Source organism: Amycolatopsis kentuckyensis, from assembly GCF_041679295.1.
In the GTDB taxonomy this organism is placed as follows: Bacteria; Actinomycetota; Actinomycetes; order Mycobacteriales; family Pseudonocardiaceae; genus Amycolatopsis; species Amycolatopsis kentuckyensis_A.
Window position 1 is genome coordinate 847,226 of the sequence record NZ_JBGDMD010000003.1, and the last position, 16,479, is coordinate 863,704.

Genomic DNA, 16,479 nt, shown 5'->3' on the forward strand with positions numbered 1-16,479 from the left:
AACCGACGGTGAGAATGCACTGCTGTACCATCGGTTAGCCTTACCTAAAATGAGTACCAGTCGGAGGTGCGGTGCGAACAGACCCCGGAGGGATCGCTCTCACGCGACGCCCGCCACACACGGGCCGCGCCCTCGGTCTGCTGGCCGCCTTCGCGGTGCTGGTCTTCCTGTGCCTGCTGAGCGTCTGGCTGGGGTCGAAGGAGATCTCGTTCGGCGCGGTCTGGCAGGTGCTGTGGCACGACGACGGGTCGGCGGACGCCGTGATCATCCACAGTGTCCGGATGCCGCGGACCTTCCTGGCGGTGCTGGTGGGTGCGGGCCTCGGGTTGGCCGGCACGGTGATGCAGGCGCTGACCCGCAACCCCCTGGCCGATCCGGGCCTGCTCGGCGTCAGCGCCGGGGCCGCGTTCGCCATCGTGTTTTCGATCACCGTGCTGGGTGTCGGCTCGGTCTACGGCTACATCTGGTTCGCCTTCGCCGGCGCGCTCGGCGCGACGGCCGTCGTCTACTACCTCGGCACACGGGGCCGGGCCGGGTCGAGCCCGGTCAAGCTGGCGCTCGCCGGTGCCGCCGTCACGGCGTTGCTCTCGTCCTTCACCAGCGCGATGGTGCTGTCGGACCCGGTGGCGCTCAACCGCTACCGCTTCTGGTCCGCCGGCTCGCTTTCCGGCGTCGACGCGACCGCGTTGCTGCAGGTCCTGCCGTTCCTCGTGGTCGGCGTGGTGCTGGCGATCGCGAGCGGGCCGGCGCTGAACAGCCTCGCCCTCGGCGACGACGTCGCGATCGCGCTGGGCCGCAAGCTCGGCCCGCTGCGGCTGCGCGGCGCGCTGGCGATCACGCTGCTGACCGGCGCGGCCGTCGCCGTCGCCGGGCCGATCGTGTTCCTCGGCCTGATCGTCCCGCACGCGGTGCGGTTCGTCATCGGACCGGACCACCGCTGGCTGCTGCCCTACACCGCGGTGCTCGCGCCGTGCCTGCTGCTCGCCGCGGACATCCTCGGCCGGGTCCTGGCGCGGCCGAGCGAGATCCGCGCCGGCGTGATCGTCGCGTTCCTGGGTGCGCCTTTCTTCATCTACCTGGTCCGCCGCCGCAAGCTCGTGGAGTCGTGACGTGAGCCTGCTGCGCGACCGCGTCACCTTCCGCGCCGGTCCGGTGTCCGGCCGGGTCCGGCCCCGGCTGCTGCTCGTCTCGGTCGTCCTCGCGGTGCTGGCGTTCGTGCTCTTCTGCGTAGGCATGACGATCGGCGACGTCCCGATGACCGTGTCCGACGTGCTGTCCGGCCTCTTCGGCGGCAGCGACAGCGGGAACGGTTACATCGTCCAGGAACTGCGGCTGCCGCGGGCGCTGACCGGGCTGCTGGCCGGGTTCGCGTTCGGCGCGTCCGGCGCGGTGTTCCAGACGATCACCCGCAACCCGCTGGCCAGCCCGGACATGATCGGCATCAACGCGGGCGCGGCCACCTTCGTCGTCGCGGGCATCGCGTTCGGCTTCGGCGGCGGCCTCGGCACCACCACGCTCGGCCTCCTCGGCGGCCTGCTCACGGCGTTGCTGGTGTACGCGCTGGCGTGGCGGCGCGGCACGACCGGCTACCGCATCCTGCTGGTGGGCATCGGGATCTTCGCGATGTGCACCAGCCTCACCGACTACCTGCTGAGCAAGGCGCAGATCACCGAGGCGCAGGCGTCGATCGGCTGGCTGGTGGGCAATCTGGCCAACCGCGGCTGGGAACACGTCGTGCCGCTTTCGCTCGCGCTCGTCGTGCTGTACCCGCTGGTGCTGGCGCTGTCCCGGTGGATGGGCACGCTGCTGCTCGGCGACGACGTGGCGGCCGGGCTAGGCACGCCGGTGCAGCCGGTCCGGCTCGGCCTGCTGCTGGCCGGCGCCGGCCTGGTGGCGTTCGCGACGGCGTCGGCGGGCCCGGTTTCGTTCGTCGCGCTGACGGCGCCGCAGATCGCGCAACGCCTCGCCCGGATGTCGTCGCCGCCGCTCACGGCGTCCGCGCTCACCGGCGCGGTGGTGGTGCTGGGCAGCGACATCATCGCGCGTTCGCTCACCGCGTCGGCGCTGCCGGTCGGCATCGTGACCGGCGTGCTCGGCGCCCCGCTGCTGCTCTGGCTGCTGGCCAGGGCCAACCGATCCGGTTCCGGAGGCTGACATGACTCTCGAAGTGCAGGACCTGCGTGTCGCCTACGACGACCGGGTCGTCATCGACGGCCTCGACCTCGAGATCCCCTCGGGGCAGATCACGGCGATCGTCGGGCCGAACGCGTGCGGGAAGTCGACGCTGCTGCGCACGCTGGCGCGCCTGCTCACGCCGAAGGCGGGCGGGGTGTACCTGGACGGCCGGTCGATCCACGACCTGCCGACGCGCCAGGTCGCCCAGCGGCTCGGCATCCTCCCGCAGTCCCCGGTGGCGCCCGAGGGCATGACGGTGGCCGACCTCGTCGGCCGCGGCCGCGCCCCGCACCAGAACTGGTGGCGCCAATGGTCCACATCGGACGAAGGCGCGGTACACGCGGCACTGGAAGCAACTTCGATGACCGACCTGGCCGACCGCCCGGTGGACGAGCTGTCCGGCGGCCAGCGCCAGCGAGCGTGGATCGCGATGGCCGTCGCCCAGGGCACACCGGTGCTGCTCCTGGACGAGCCGACGACGTACCTCGACCTGGCCCACCAGATCGACGTGCTGGACCTGGTGGTGGATCTGAACCGCGGCGAGGGCCGGACGGTGGTCATGGTCCTGCACGACCTGCCGCAGGCGTGCCGCTACGCCGACCACGTGATCGCGATGAAGGCGGGGCGGATCGTGGCGTCGGGCAAGCCGGTGGAGGTGATCACGGAGGAGCTGGTGGACGAGGTGTTCGACGTCCGCTGCCAGGTGACGCCGGACCCGGTGAGCGGAACCCCGATGGTGATCCCGATCAGCCGCCACCACCCGGCGCCGGTCAACTAGCGCTATCCTGGGCGTGGCCCGCCTCGTGTCGTCCCGAGGTCCGTCCGGCCACCAATCCCCTAGGAGCTGACCTGTGTTCGTGCTGCCCGAAACCACCACCGGACCCGAGCGCCGCCTGCTGGAGGCGACGATGGACCGCAACCGGCGCGCCGTGATCGACACCGCGCGCGGCCTTTCCGAAACCGATGCCCGCCAGCGGCTGGTCACGTCATTGACCACGCCGATCGGCCTCGTCAAGCACGCCGCCATGGCCGAACGGCGGTGGTTCCAGCTCTTCCTGCTCGGCCTGCCCGAGTCCGCATGCGACGGCCCCACCACCCCCGGCGACGCCAGTTTCGTCGTCGCCGAGGGGGAAACGCTCGCCGACGTCGTCGCCGACTTCGAGCGGGCGAGCGCGCGGTCCCGCGAGATCGCCGCCGGCTTCGACCTCGACGACACCTGGACCCACGAGGTGCTCGGGGAGGTCAACCTCCGGTTCGTCTACCTGCTGCTGATCGAGGACTTCGCCCGGCACGCGGGCCACGGCGACATCCTGCGGGAGCAGCTCAGCGCGCGCTGACCGCGTACTCCCCCGCCGGCTCCGCGACCACCCGGCGCTCCACAATGGACTGGAGGATCTCCCCCACCCGCACCGCGGTGTTCGACAGCAGCGACGACGTGATGCCGTGCGTGTGCTCGGTGCCGCCCTGCAGGTAGATCCCGCCGCGCAGGGGCATGTCCGTCGACAACCGGTAGTCGCGCTCCACCCGCAACCGGCCGGACTCGTCGCGCAGGAACCGCAGCTCGCCCAGCAGCGGCGTCGGGTCCGCGGGCCGGTAGCCCGTCGCGTACACCACCGCGTCCGCCTCCAGCACCGTCTGCGCGCCCGTCGTCAGCGACTCGACCGTCACCGTTCCCGAAGGCGTCACCTCGACCGGCCGCGAGACGTTGAACAACCGCAACCGTTCGACGCCCAGCACCTTTTCGCGGTACATCCGGCGGTAGAGCTCGTCGATCAGGTCGATGTCGACGGCCGAATAGTTCGTCGCGCCGTGGTAGCGCATCAGGCGGTCCTTGACCGGCTCGTCCGCGCCGTAGAACTGGTCGACCGCTTCGGGGTCGAAGATCCGGTTCGCGAACGCGCTGTCGTCGGCCGGGCTGTAGCCGTAGCGCGCGAACACCGCGCACACCTCGGCGCGCGGGAACTCTTCGTGCAGCAACGCCGCCACCTCGGCCGCGCTCTGCCCGGCGCCCACGACGACGAACCGCCGTGGCGACGTGCCGCGCAGGGCGTCGACGCGGAACAGCAGCTCGCTGTTGTGCCAGATCCGGTCGCCGGTGGTGACGCCGGCGGGCAGCTGGGGCCGCAAGCCCGTGCCGACCACGAGGTTCCGCGCGCGCAGGGAGGAGCCGTCCGAAGCCTCGACGTCGAAGTAGGCCACCTCGGAGCCGTCGTACACCGGCTTGACCGCGACGACCTCGGTGCCGTACGAGACGACGTCGTCGACCTTCGCGGCCGCCCACTCGAAGTAGTCGTGGAACTCGACGCGCAGCGGGAAGAGGTTCTTGTGGTTGATGAAGTCGACCAGCCGGCCGGCCGCGTGCAGGTAGTTGAGGAAGCTGAACTCGCTGGTCGGGTTCCGCATGGTGACCAGGTCCTTCAGGAACGACACCTGCATGGTCGCCGTGTCGATCAGCATCCCGCGGTGCCAGCCGAAGCGCGGCTGCCGTTCGAGGAAGTGCGCGGTCACCGGCTCCCCGGCGCCGGCGTTGTGCTCGGCGAGGGCGATCGCGAGGGCCAGGTTCGACGGTCCGAAGCCCACGCCGACGATGTCGTAGATCGGGACCTCTGCAGTCATGTTGCTCCCTCGCGCGCTCCGGTACGGTTCAGGGAACCCTAACCTAACTTAGGCGAGCCTCGCCTAGTACGTTCGTGGTGATGTTCGTCCCCCGATCACGAAAGGGCACTCTCGAATGCGCGTGGCGATGTTCGGCTACCAGACCTGGGGGCACCGGACCCTCCAGGCGCTCATCGACGCCGGCCACGAGGTCGCCCTCGTGGTCACCCACCCGAAGAGCGACCACGCCTACGAGCGGATCTGGGCGAACTCGGTCGCCGACCTCGCCGAGGCCAACGGCATCCGCGTCCTGCTGCGCAACCGCCCGGACGACGCCGAACTGCTGGCCGAGCTGAAGGCCGCGGACCTCGACCTGATCGTCGCGAACAACTGGCGCACGTGGCTGCCGCCGGAGATCTTCGAGCTGCCGCGTCACGGCACACTGAACATCCACGACTCGCTGCTGCCCTCCTACGCGGGCTTCTCGCCGCTGATCTGGGCGATGATCAACGGCGAGCCGGAGGTCGGCGTGACCGCCCACATGATGGACGGCGAGCTGGACGCGGGCGACATCGTCCTGCAGCGCGCGATCCCGGTCGGGCCGGCGGACACGACCACGGACCTGTTCCACCGCACGGTCGACCTGATCGCCCCGATCACGGCGGAAGCCATCTCGAAGATCGAGACGGGCTACACGCCGGTGCCCCAGGACCGCTCGAAGGCGAGCTTCTTCCACAAGCGCGCGGCGCGCGACAGCCTCGTCGACTGGACGTCGTCGCCGTCGGACATCGAGCGTTTCGTGCGGGCGCTGTCGGACCCGTACCCGAACGCGTTCACCTACCACCGCGGCGAGCAGCTGCGGATCCTGAAGGCCTCGGTGTCCCGCGGGCACTACGGGGGCACGCCGGGCCGCATCTTCATCCGCGAAGGCGACGGGGTGGTGATCGTGGCCGGCCCCGGCGCACAGCGCGGCCAGTCCCCGGGCCTGGTCGTGGAGCGCGTCCGCACGGCCGACGGGACGGACCTGCCCGCGGCCGAGTACTTCAAGACCATGGGCGGGTACCTGACCGACCGTCCCTGACCTCCTCAGCCGTCCTTGCCCCGCGCCGGTTCCGCCACGTTCTGCTCCACGGCGCCGGGCAAGGTGCGGACGATCGTGTCCTGCGCCCGCCGTTCGCTGAACCCGGCGAGAAATGCCAACCCGGCGAAGAACAACGTGACCTGTTCCCCCGATTCCGGCAGGGCCAGCGGCAGCAGACCGGCCCGGACGAGCACCAGCATCGCCGCCCCGAACACCGCGCCGATGATCAGCCGGAAACACCCGGAAAGGACGATCACGAGCCACCCCTGGTCGAGGCTCACGCGCACCCTTTCCCGGTTCGCCGTGCGCGTCATGACGCTGAGAATCGCCCCGATGGCCCCGGACACCACGCAGATCACCAATTCCGACCGGATTCCCGTCGGCAGCGGCAGGAAAGACACGCCGACCGCGACGGCGGCGGCCGCGAACACCCCGACGGCGAGCCCGCCGAGATAGCGGACGAGCGCCCGGTCGAGCGCGGCCTCACGGGCGTTCTGCTCGATCTGGCGGATTTCCTTCCGGGCCGAAAGAACCGCGGCGGCCACGCGCTGGCGTTTCTGGTCGGAAGCCACCATCGCGTCGAGCACGGTCAGCAGCGCGGCGACCGCGGTGTAGAGGCCGCGCGCGAGGATCTCCTGCGCCTGGCCTTCGAGCAGCACCGAGTACTTCCGCTCCACGCGGCGGGCCGACCGGAACACGTCGTCGACGTCCGGCGTGCCCTCCCCCGGGTCGTAGAAGAGCCGCAGTTTGTAGACCTTCTTCACGCCGCGGTCCGACTGCTCCTCGTCTTCGGCGACGAGCAGAAGCGCCGACGCGAAATTGAGCGCGAAATAGTCGTCCGCGATCTTTCCCTGGCTCGCCTCGTACTGCTCGCGCACCACCGCGAATCGCTCAGCCGATTCACGATGGGCGTCGATGAGATCGTGCACGGACGGGCGGACGATCCGAGGAACCGTCTCCGGTTCCGCCACCGCCGCGATTTTCCTGCCGCTGACCACCATGGTGATCTCCCCTCATGCGACGACCACCACCTTTCGTGGCCGCCCCTCCCATCACCCATTGTCACGGCGACCACCCGAGCACAGCAATGTCATAAGCCAAGGCCACCCGGACGGCCGAATTACCGATGACCGGAACACCTCTTGGCCCATGGCCGGCGTCGGCGCCAGGATGTGCCGCATGGGCGAGATCAGCTACCTCGAGCACCTCCGCACCTGGGTGCTCACCGGCGAGTCGAGCAGCTACGCCCTGCGCCTGAACGAAGACGACGTGCCGACCCACCTCTACTGGGGTCCCGCCCTCCCCACCGACGCCGTCGACGAACTCGTCACGGAAACACTCCCCTGGTGGGACGGCTTCAACGACCCGAACGAAGGCCTGGACGAGCTGGCCGCCGACGGGGGCACCCGCTACTGGACGCCGGCCCTGCAAGTCCGCTTCGAAGACGGCACCCGGGCCTTCGAATGGCGCTGCGAAACGCACGAAATCGCGCAAGATCACCTGACGATCCACTTCACCGACCGCCACTACCCGCTCCGGATCGCCCTCCACTACCGCCTGAAGACCGACGTCCTCGAACGCTGGACCGAGCTGACCGCGGACACGGACGTCGAGGTGGTCCGCGCCGACTCCGCGACCTGGTCGCTGCCCGTCCGGGACGACTACCGGCTCAGCCACGTCACCGGCCGCTGGGCCGCGGAAACCCAGCTGCACCGGACACCCGTGCCCCACGGCGAGACGGTCTTCGCGAGCCGGCGCGGGATCACCGGGCACCACGCGAACCCGTGGGTCATGGTCGACGACGGCACCGCGACCGAGCGCGACGGCGAGGTCTACGGCGTCGCCCTCGCCTGGAGCGGGTCGTGGCGGCTCACGACCACACGGTCGTCGACCGGACGCGTCACGGTGAGCGGCGGCTTCGGCCAAGACGGCGTCGTCCACCGCGTCGGCCCCGGCAAGCCCTTGCGCACCCCCGTGCTCGCCGGTCTCCACACGTCCGGCGGCTTCGGCGCCGCAAGCCGCGCGTGGCACGCCTACGTCCTCAGAGACGTTTTGCCGCACGCGCGAGAACTGCGTCCGGTGCTGTACAACTCCTGGGAGGCAACAGGTTTCGACGTCTCCGAGGCCGGACAGCGCGCCCTCGCCGAGCGGGCCGCGGCGCTGGGCGTCGAACTGTTCGTCATGGACGACGGCTGGTTCGGCGCCCGGACCGGCGACCACGCCGGGCTCGGCGACTGGCACGTCAATCCGGACCGCTTCCCCGACGGCCTCAAACCCCTGGTCGAGGCCGTGCACGGCCTCGGCATGCGGTTCGGCATCTGGGTCGAGCCCGAAATGGTCAACCCCGACAGCGACCTCCACCGCGCCCACCCGGACTGGGTCCTGCACCAGCCGCACCGGCGCCGGTCGGAACTGCGCAACCAGCTCGTGCTCAACTTCGCCCGGCCGGACGTCGCCGAGTGGGCCCACGGCTGGCTCGACCGGCTCGTCGGCGACCACGGCGTCGACTTCCTCAAGTGGGACATGAACCGGCCGTTCAGCGAAGCCGGCTGGCCGGGCGACGCCGACCCGGACCGGCTGTGGGTCGAGCACACGAGAGCCGTCTACGCGCTCATGGACCGGTTGCGCGCGGACCACCCCGGCCTGCGGATCGAGGCGTGCAGCGGCGGGGGCGGGCGGATCGACCTCGGCGTGCTGGCGCGCGCAGACCAGGTCTGGACGTCGGACAACACCGACGCGCTCGACCGGCTGCGGATCCAGCACGGCTACAGCCAGCTCTACCCGGCGCGCGCGATGTCGGCGTGGGTCACCGACAACCCCAACTTCGTCACCGCGCGGTCGGTGCCGCTGCGCTTCCGCTTCCACGTCGCCATGGCCGGCGTGCTCGGCATCGGCGGCGACATCGTGCACTGGCCCGACGAGGACCTCGCGCTCGCCCGCGAGCTGATCGCGCTCTACAAGGACATCCGGCCGGTGGTCCAGCACGGCGCGCTGCACCGGCTGCGGCCGCCGGCCGACGACGGCGTCACCGCCCTGCAGTACATCCACGAAGAACGGACCGTCGTCTTCGCTTACCGGCAGGCCGCGCACTTCGCCGCGCCGGATCGTCCATTGCGCCTCGAAGGCCTGGATCCCGCTCACCGGTACCTCGATTCGGCCACCGGGACCACGCACAGCGGAGCCGTGCTGCTCGCCCACGGACTGCCGCTCACGCTGCCGACCGGCGACTTCTCGAGCACGGTGATCCGCCTGCGCCGAATCTCGCGCTAGAGATCGGATCTATCGGCCGCCCATCGACGGTTTCGGGGCCGGATCGTGCTTGACAGCCCGCAAGACGTCAGATCAAATGCGTCATACATCACATATGGTGGGAGGCTCGATGAGAAGGTTCCTGGCGTTGGGGGCAGCGGCGCTCCTGGCCGTGAGCGCGTGCTCGGTCGGCTCGAACACCGGCAGCGGCGGCGACGCGGAGATCACCTTCCTGACCTTCGAGACGCCGAACCTCACCCCGGCCTACTGGGACGCCGCCATCAAGCGCGTCACCGACAAGAACCCGGGGATCAAGGTCAAGAAGCTCGTCGCGCCGACCGCCGACGGCCGGACGTCGTACGCGAAGCAGCTCCTGCAGTCCGGCCAGTTCCCGGACGTGATGATCGCCGTCGACTCGGCAGGTTTCGCCGAAGCGGGCAACCTCTACGCCTGGACACCGGACGAGCTCAAGGACTTCCAGTTCCCCGAGGCCAACCCGGTGCACGGCAAGTACTACCAGCTGCCGGCGAACACCCAGACCATCCCGCCGATCTACTACAACAGGGAGATGTTCGCCGACGCGGGCATCAGCGCGCCGCCGAAGACGTGGGACGAACTCGTCGCCGACGCGGGCAAGCTCAAGGACAAGGGGTTCGCGCCGTTCACCATCGGCGGCGGCAAGGACGGCTTCCCCTCCTCGATGATCCTTTCCGGTCTGGTCAGCACCGAGGTCTACAACACGATGCCCGACTGGCTGACCCAGCGGCGCCAGGACAAGGTCAAGTTCGCCGATCCCGCGTTCCAGAAAGCGTTTTCGAAACTGGCCGACCTCGCGTCGAAGGGGTACGTGGACAAGACGAGCGTGTCGCGCGATTATGCGGCGACCGAGCAGGCCTTCCTCGACGGCAAGAGCGCGATGTACCCGATGGGCAACTGGTTCGCCGCCAACGCCGACAGCAAGAAGCACGACTTCGAGATCGGCGTGTTCGACTTCCCGACCGAGGACGGCAAGCTCGTCGTCCCCGCCTACACCGGCGGCGGCATGATCGTGAACGCCAAGGCCGCGAACCTCGACGCCGCCAAGAAGTTCGCCCTCGGCTTCCAGCTCGACAAGGATCAGCTCGACGCGTCGGTCAAGGCCGACGGCCTGTTCCCGGCGATCAAGGGCTACACCCCGCCCGCGGATGTCGGCCCGACCTTCAAGGTCGGCTACGACCTGTACACGAAGGCCGTGCAGCAGAACGCCGTGGTGCACGCGTTCCGCTGGGAGACCGCCGACGACGGGCTGCTGCCCGGCATGAAGGACAAGGTCGACCAGGCCGCCCAGGACGTCATCACCGGCCGCAAGTCCGTGGCCGACGCGTGCGCGTTCCTGGACACCGAGTGGGCGAAGGCGGGCTGACGACCTTGGCCGCCGTCGTCTCCCCGCCCGCCCCGCCGAGCACTCGCCGCTCCCTCGCGCACCGTAGGCGGCGCAGGCCGATCCTGCCGCGGGTGTGGCACTTCGCGTCGTTCGGCGCGCCGGGGGTGCTCGTCTACCTGTGCTTCGTGCTGGCGCCGATCCTGATCAGCTTCGGGTACAGCCTCACGAACTACAACCCGTTCAACCCGCCGGTGAAGTTCGTCGGTTTGGACAACTACCGGCTCTTGTTCTCCGACGAACAGTTCCTCACCGCGCTGAAGGTCACGACGATCCTGACGCTGATCGTGGTCGTCGTGCCGAACGTGCTGGGTCTCGGCGTCGCGCTGCTGTTGGACCGGAAAGGCTGGCTGTACAACGCTTTGCGCAGCGTGTTCTTCACGCCGGTGATCCTCAGTTCGGTCGTCGTCTCGATCGTGTGGTCGCGGCTGCTCGACGACCAGGGGCCGGTGAACAGCCTTCTGCGTGCCTTGGGTGTCGAGCACCCACCGGGCTGGCTGTCCGATCCGGACGTCGCGCTGTACTCGGTGGCGTCGATCGTGTGCTGGCAGATGCTCGGGTTCTGCGTCGTCGTCTACCTCGCCGGCTTGCAGGGCGTGCCCCAGGAATTGCTGGAGGCGGCGGAAATCGACGGCGCCGGGCCGCTACGGCGGTTCCGGGCCGTCACGTGGCCGCTGCTCGCGCCGTCGCTGACGATCAACACGGTCGTGCTGCTGATCTCGGCGTTCAAGACCTACGACTACGTCAAGGTGATCACCAACGGCGGCCCGGGTTCCGGCGCCACCGCGACGATCGCGTTCGACGTCCTGCAGACCGGGTTCGACTCGAACCACGTCGGCTACGCGTCGGCGATGGCCGTGCTGATGCTGGTGATCGTCGCGGTCGTGACGACGGTCGTGCTGAACTTCCTGCGCCGCCGGGAGGTGGACCTGTGACCCGGTCCTGGCTGCGGCCCACGGTCGCGGTGCTGGTCAGCGCGGTGTTCTTCGTGCCGCTCTATCTGGTGCTGACGAACGTGGTGAAGCAGGGCGACCTGATCGCGAAGGAGCCGGCGTCGCTGCCGCTGCCGCCGACGCTGGCCAACATCCACGCGGTGCTGACCCGGCCGGACGGGCTGTTCTGGGTCAGCCTGGCCAACAGCGTCGTCGTGACGGTGTTGTCGATCCTGGTCCTGACGGTGCTGTCGGCGATGCTCGGCCACTACCTGGCGCGGTCGGGCAAGCGGTGGACGAAGGTCCTGACGCTGGTGCTGCTGGCCGGGCTGATGATCCCGCCGCAGGTGATCCTGATCCCGATCACCGACGTCCTGCGGGTGACGCACCTGATGGCGACGCTGCAGGGGCTGGTCCTGTTCAACGTCGGGTACTACGTGCCGTTCGGCGTGTTCGTGTTCACGGGGTTCATCCGCGGGGTACCGGTGGAGCTGGAGGAGGCGGCACTGCTCGACGGGGCGAGCCGCATGCAGGTGTTCTGGCGAGTGGTGTTCCCGCTCCTGCGCCCGGCGACGGCGTCGGTGCTGATTTTCCTGGGCGTGTGGATCTGGAACGACTTCATCGATCCGCTGATCATCCTGGGGCCGAGCCAGGGCACCACGATCACGACGGGGATCTACCGGTCGATCGGCCAGTACCAGGCCGATCTGGGGAGCGTGTTCGCGCTGATGTTCCTGGCGACGTTGCCGGTGTTGATCTTTTACTTGGCACTGCAGAAGCAGTTCGTGAAGGGCCTGACGGGCGGCGCGACAAAAGGGTGAGCAGCACTCTCGCCCGAGAGCACTGCTCACTCCCTCGCGGCGCAAGGTGCTCACAACCAAGAGCACCGCTCTCCCGACGACAGTGCACACCGTCCCACTTCGAGAGCACCGCTCTCCCGCCGGCCGTGCGCATCGACCAGTTTCGAGAGCGCCGCTCTCGCAGATAGCGATCAGCACCCAGCTCCGCGAGCGGCGCTCTCACCGGCCGGCAACCAGCACTCACCTTCGAGAGCACTGCTCTCACGCGAGAGCGCCGCAGATGTAACACAACAGCGGGGACCGACCGCCACCGAGCCCGCCCAGCGACAGCGCCCAACGGCGGGGGGCCTGGCGCCGCAAGGCCCGCTCGGCGATCAGCGCCCAGCTCCGAGAGCAGCGCTCTCACGTGCCAACGACCAGCGCTCACCTCCGAGAGCACCGCTCTCACGCAACAAGCACCGCAGATGTCGCACAACAGCGGGGACCGGCCGCCACAGGGCCCGCCCAGCGACCAGCGCCCAACGACGGAAGCCTTGCCGCCACAAGGCCCGCTCGGCGATCAGCGCCCAACTTCGAGAGCATCGCTCTCACACGCCAACAATCCCGCGCTCACAATCGAGAGCACTGCTCACAACACCTTCCGCCGCAGCGCTCCCAAACGAGAGCACTGCTCACCCCGACCGGCAACCCCACCCGGCTCACAACTCCCGGACCTTGCCCCCATCCACCTCGAGCCGCCGCCCCACGTGCACCGCGTCCAGCATCCGCCGGTCGTGGGTCACCAGCAGCAGCGTCCCCGGGTACTTGTCCAGTGCCGACTCCAGCTGCTCGATCGCCGGCAGGTCCAGGTGGTTGGTCGGCTCGTCCAGCACCAGCAGATTCACCCCACGGGCCTGCAACAGAGCCAACGCCGCCCGCGTCCGCTCCCCCGGCGAGAGCGTCGCCGCGGAGCGAAGCACATGCGCGGCCTTCAACCCGAACTTGGCCAGCAACGTCCGGACGTCCGCGTCCGCCAGCTCCGGCACTTCACGAGCGAAGGCCGCAGCGAGCGGAACCTCCCCGAGGAACAGCCGCCGCGCCTGGTCGACCTCGCCGACGACGACCCCCGGGCCCAGCGCGGCCGCTCCTTCGTCCACCGGCAACCGGCCGAGGAGCGCGGCCAGCAGCGTCGACTTCCCGGAGCCGTTCGCACCGGTGATGGCGACCTTGTCCGCCCAGTCGACCTGCAGGTCCACCGGCCCGAGCGTGAACCCGCCCCGGCGGACGACCGCGCCGCGCAGGGTTGCGACCACCGCGCCCGCCCGCGGGGCCGCGGCGATCTCCATCCGCAGCTCCCACTCCTTGCGCGGCTCCTCGACGACCTCCAGGCGCTCGATCATCCGGTCGGTCTGCCGCGCCTTCGACGCCTGCTTCTCCGTCGCCTCGGTGCGGAACTTGCGGGCCGCCTTGTCGTTGTCGGGCTGCTTCCGGCGCGCGTTCTTGACGCCCTTCTCCATCCACGCGCGCTGCATCCGCCCACGCGCCTCCAGGGACGCCTTCGTGTCGGCGTACTCCTCGTACTCCTCACGTGCGTGCCGTCGCGCGACCTCGCGCTCCTCGAGGTAGGCCTCGTACCCGCCGCCGTAGACGTTCACCTGCTGCTGCGCCAGGTCCAGCTCGACGACGCGGTCGACGGTCCGCGCCAGGAACTCGCGGTCGTGGCTGACCAGGACGGTCGCCGCCCGCAGCCCGGACACGAACCGCTCCAGCCGGGCCAGGCCGTCCAGGTCGAGGTCGTTGGTCGGCTCGTCGAGCAGGAAGACGTCGTAGCGGCTCAGCAGCAGCGACGCGAGCCCGGCGCGGGCGGCCTGCCCGCCCGAGAGCGACGTCATCGGCTGGTCCAGGTCGACGGCGAGCCCGAGGTCGGCGGCCACTTCCGCGGCCCGCTCGTCGAGGTCGGCTCCGCCGAGGTCGAGCCAGCGGTCCAGCGCCACGGCGTACCGGTCGTCCGCGCCGGCCGAGCCCGCGGTGAGCTCCGCGGTCGCAAGATCCAGGTCCGCCTGCGCCGCCGACACGCCGGTCCGCCGCGCCAGGAACGCCCGCACCGACTCGCCTTCGCGCCGCTCGGGTTCCTGGGGCAGGTGCCCGACGGTCGCGGTCGGCGGGTTCAGCCGGATCTCGCCGTCGTCGGGCTTCGCGAGCCCGGCCAGCGTCCGCAGCAGCGTCGACTTGCCGGCGCCGTTGACGCCGACCAGGCCGACGACGTCGCCGGGCGCGACCACGAGGTCGAGGCCGGAGAAGAGGATGCGGTCACCGTGGCCCGCGGCCAGGTCCTTCGCGACGAGAGTTGCGCTCATGAGGTGGCCAAGTCTACGGGGCCGTGCTGAACTGTCAGATCATGGTCAAAGCCACCGACTGTGTGTGTCCGGTGGCGCTTTGATCACTCAGTGTGGGTACCCTGTTCGGTTGTCGGAACAGCCAAGCAGTGAGGTCGGTGAAACAGCATGGGCGAATCCGCTCCCCCGGTCACCCTCGGCCGCAGGCCGAAACCGAGGGAAGGCCGCCCGTCCGCGCCCCGGCCCACGGTGAGCCGCCGCCGCGAGGTCAGCCACGCGAGCGCGCGATCCCTGCTGATGACCGTCCTCGGCGAGTACACGCTGCCGCGCGACACGCCGGTCTGGACGTCGATGCTGGTCGAGGTGCTCGGCATTCTCGACATCGAAGAGAAGTCGGCGCGGCAGGCGCTGGCCCGCTCCGCCGCCGAGGGCTGGGTGGTCTCCGAGCGCGTCGGGCGCCGCGTGCGCTGGTCGCTGACGCCGCCGGGACGCCGCCTGCTCACCGAAGGCGCCGAGCGGATCTACGCGTTCGGGCGCGAAGAGCGCCCGTGGAACGGCCAGTGGCTGATGCTCATCGTCTCCGTGCCGGAGGCCAAGCGCGACCTGCGCCACCGTCTCCGCACGCGGCTGACCTGGGCGGGCTTCGGCTCGCCGGTCGCAGGCGTGTGGGTCAGCCCGGACCTGAGCCGCCAGCGCGAGGCCCAGCAGATCGTCAACGAACTCGGCCTCGACGCCCAGGCGATGTCGTTCACCGCCGGCTACGGCGAGATCGGCGAGCAGGAGACGATGGTCGCCCGGTCCTGGGACCTGACCGAGCTGAAGGACCGCTACGAGGACTTCATCGACCGGTTCACCGGCCTGCACCCCACCGGCGGCCGCGCGGTGCTGCGCGCGCAGACCGAGCTGGTACACGAGTGGCGGCGGTTCCCGTTCCTCGACCCGCAGCTGCCCGCCGAGCTCCTGCCGGCGAAGTGGAGCGGGACGAAAGCGGCGGAACTGTTCCATCACAAACACGTCGACTGGCGCCCCGAGGCCCAGCAGTATTGGGACGACATCGTCGCCGCCGAAGAAGCAGGGTGAACATGACCGACCAGGCCCGCCTCGATCGTGACGGCGGGCTCGCCGTCCTGACCGTCGACGCTCCGCCGTTGAACCTCTACACGGCCGCCCTGCAGGATTCGCTTTCGTCGGCCATCGGCGAGCTGGAAGCGTCGCCCGCGCGGGCCCTGCTGATCCGCGCCGAGGGCAAGATCGTCAGCGGCGGCGTGGACGTCTCGCTGTTCGACGCGCAGGGCTCGCCGGCCGAGGCGAAGGTGCTGTTCGACGAGATGCTGGCGATCCCGGACCGGATCGCGGCCCTGCCGTTCCCGACCGTGTTCGCCGCGCACGGCCTGTGCCTGACCTGGGCGTTCGAGGTCGCGGTGGCGTGCGACCTGATCCTGGCGGCGTCGCGCGCGAAGTTCGGGCTCGTCGAGAAGGTCGTCGGGCTGACGCCGACCATGGGCGGCACCCAGCGGCTCGCCGACCGCGCCGGCGTCGGGCGCGCCAAGGAGTTCGTGATGACCGGCGACACCTACGACGCCGCGACGCTTGAGCGCTGGAACGTCGTCAACCGCGTCCTGCCGGACGAAGGCTTCGACGACGCCGCGCGGGCCTTCGCGCGCCAGCTGGCTTCCGGGCCGACCCGGGCCCACGCGGCGACCAAGCGCGTCCTCGACCACTTCTCCGCCGGCGGGGTACCGGAAGCGAACGCGCACATCACTTCGATCGCGGCCGAGCTGTTCGAAACCGAGGACCTCCGGGCCGCCGTCAAGTCGTTCCTCGCGGACGGGCCCGGCAAGGCGACGTTCTCGGGTCGTTAACAGTCCGTTCGGACACCGGTTGCCGCCGTTCGGGCGTGCGCGGTTCTCCC

14 protein-coding genes are annotated in these 16,479 nt (G+C 70.0%); 11 read left to right on the plus strand and 3 right to left on the minus strand.

Translation table 11 applies throughout. The annotated features are described in order from the left end of the window. Positions 1-71: 71 nt before the first annotated feature. The 4 genes from ACERZO_RS15555 (at position 72) to ACERZO_RS15570 (ending at position 3,512) form a co-directional block, all read left to right on the plus strand. Entirely contained in the window at positions 72-1,109 is a 1,038-nt protein-coding gene (locus ACERZO_RS15555; RefSeq protein ID WP_372665338.1) for a FecCD family ABC transporter permease, read from the plus strand. 1 nt (position 1,110) lies between these two features. Continuing rightward, a complete protein-coding gene (locus tag ACERZO_RS15560) occupies positions 1,111-2,154 on the plus strand; it encodes a FecCD family ABC transporter permease (RefSeq protein WP_372665339.1) in 1,044 nt (347 codons plus the stop codon). A gap of 1 nt (position 2,155) precedes the next feature. Continuing rightward, the gene (locus ACERZO_RS15565) at positions 2,156-2,953 is read left to right on the plus strand and encodes an ABC transporter ATP-binding protein (RefSeq protein WP_372665340.1); all 798 of its coding nucleotides are present in this window, start codon (positions 2,156-2,158) and stop codon (positions 2,951-2,953) included. A gap of 73 nt (positions 2,954-3,026) precedes the next feature. After that, on the plus strand, positions 3,027-3,512 hold the full coding sequence (locus tag ACERZO_RS15570; protein ID WP_372665341.1) for a DinB family protein: 486 nt from the start codon (positions 3,027-3,029) through the stop codon (positions 3,510-3,512). Here ACERZO_RS15570 and ACERZO_RS15575 read toward each other — a convergent pair. After that, the gene (locus ACERZO_RS15575; protein WP_372665342.1) at positions 3,499-4,791 is read right to left on the minus strand and encodes a lysine N(6)-hydroxylase/L-ornithine N(5)-oxygenase family protein; all 1,293 of its coding nucleotides are present in this window, start codon (positions 4,789-4,791) and stop codon (positions 3,499-3,501) included. The two genes, ACERZO_RS15570 and ACERZO_RS15575, sit on opposite strands and share 14 nt — an antisense overlap. Positions 4,792-4,906: 115 nt before the next feature. Here ACERZO_RS15575 and ACERZO_RS15580 point away from each other — a divergent pair, with 115 nt between their 5' ends. After that, entirely contained in the window at positions 4,907-5,851 is a 945-nt protein-coding gene (locus tag ACERZO_RS15580; protein ID WP_372665343.1) for a methionyl-tRNA formyltransferase, read from the plus strand. A gap of 5 nt (positions 5,852-5,856) precedes the next feature. Here the strand turns inward: ACERZO_RS15580 and ACERZO_RS15585 are convergent, their stop codons facing one another. Further along, positions 5,857-6,822: a hypothetical protein gene (locus tag ACERZO_RS15585; RefSeq protein ID WP_372665344.1), complete on the minus strand. Its 966-nt coding sequence runs from the start codon at positions 6,820-6,822 to the stop codon at positions 5,857-5,859. 208 nt (positions 6,823-7,030) lie between these two features. Between ACERZO_RS15585 and ACERZO_RS15590 the strand changes: the two genes are divergently transcribed. The 4 genes from ACERZO_RS15590 to ACERZO_RS15605 all read left to right on the plus strand — a co-directional run bounded on the left by ACERZO_RS15590 (position 7,031) and on the right by ACERZO_RS15605 (position 12,273). Further along, positions 7,031-9,121, plus strand: a complete 2,091-nt coding sequence (locus ACERZO_RS15590; RefSeq protein ID WP_372665345.1) for an alpha-galactosidase — start codon at positions 7,031-7,033, stop codon at positions 9,119-9,121. 109 nt (positions 9,122-9,230) lie between these two features. After that, positions 9,231-10,502: an extracellular solute-binding protein gene (locus tag ACERZO_RS15595; protein ID WP_372665346.1), complete on the plus strand. Its 1,272-nt coding sequence runs from the start codon at positions 9,231-9,233 to the stop codon at positions 10,500-10,502. Then, positions 10,484-11,455 carry a carbohydrate ABC transporter permease gene (locus ACERZO_RS15600; protein ID WP_372665347.1) on the plus strand — a complete coding sequence of 324 codons (972 nt, stop codon included), beginning with the start codon at positions 10,484-10,486 and terminating at the stop codon, positions 11,453-11,455. The genes ACERZO_RS15595 and ACERZO_RS15600 overlap by 19 nt, the downstream gene beginning before the upstream one ends. Then, positions 11,452-12,273: a carbohydrate ABC transporter permease gene (locus tag ACERZO_RS15605; RefSeq protein WP_372665348.1), complete on the plus strand. Its 822-nt coding sequence runs from the start codon at positions 11,452-11,454 to the stop codon at positions 12,271-12,273. Before ACERZO_RS15600 ends, ACERZO_RS15605 begins: the two co-directional genes overlap by 4 nt. A gap of 677 nt (positions 12,274-12,950) precedes the next feature. Here ACERZO_RS15605 and ACERZO_RS15610 read toward each other — a convergent pair. Further along, positions 12,951-14,588: an ABC-F family ATP-binding cassette domain-containing protein gene (locus ACERZO_RS15610; RefSeq protein ID WP_372665349.1), complete on the minus strand. Its 1,638-nt coding sequence runs from the start codon at positions 14,586-14,588 to the stop codon at positions 12,951-12,953. 147 nt (positions 14,589-14,735) lie between these two features. Here ACERZO_RS15610 and ACERZO_RS15615 point away from each other — a divergent pair, with 147 nt between their 5' ends. Next, entirely contained in the window at positions 14,736-15,647 is a 912-nt protein-coding gene (locus tag ACERZO_RS15615) for a PaaX family transcriptional regulator (RefSeq protein ID WP_372665350.1), read from the plus strand. Between the two features lie 2 nt (positions 15,648-15,649). Further along, positions 15,650-16,429: an enoyl-CoA hydratase/isomerase family protein gene (locus ACERZO_RS15620; protein ID WP_372665351.1), complete on the plus strand. Its 780-nt coding sequence runs from the start codon at positions 15,650-15,652 to the stop codon at positions 16,427-16,429. The last annotated feature ends 50 nt before the right edge of the window (positions 16,430-16,479 follow it).

Bases quoted from the DNA above. Each gene is read 5' to 3' on its own strand.
- ACERZO_RS15565 (WP_372665340.1), top strand. From the start codon at position 2,156: ATGACTCTCGAAGTGCAGGACCTGCGTGTCGCCTACGACGACCGGGTC.
- ACERZO_RS15575 (WP_372665342.1), bottom strand. From the start codon at position 4,791: ATGACTGCAGAGGTCCCGATCTACGACATCGTCGGCGTGGGCTTCGGA.
- ACERZO_RS15580 (WP_372665343.1), top strand. From the start codon at position 4,907: ATGCGCGTGGCGATGTTCGGCTACCAGACCTGGGGGCACCGGACCCTC.
- ACERZO_RS15590 (WP_372665345.1), top strand. From the start codon at position 7,031: ATGGGCGAGATCAGCTACCTCGAGCACCTCCGCACCTGGGTGCTCACC.
- ACERZO_RS15595 (WP_372665346.1), top strand. From the start codon at position 9,231: ATGAGAAGGTTCCTGGCGTTGGGGGCAGCGGCGCTCCTGGCCGTGAGC.
- ACERZO_RS15610 (WP_372665349.1), bottom strand. From the start codon at position 14,588: ATGAGCGCAACTCTCGTCGCGAAGGACCTGGCCGCGGGCCACGGTGAC.
- ACERZO_RS15615 (WP_372665350.1), top strand. From the start codon at position 14,736: ATGGGCGAATCCGCTCCCCCGGTCACCCTCGGCCGCAGGCCGAAACCG.
- ACERZO_RS15620 (WP_372665351.1), top strand. From the start codon at position 15,650: ATGACCGACCAGGCCCGCCTCGATCGTGACGGCGGGCTCGCCGTCCTG.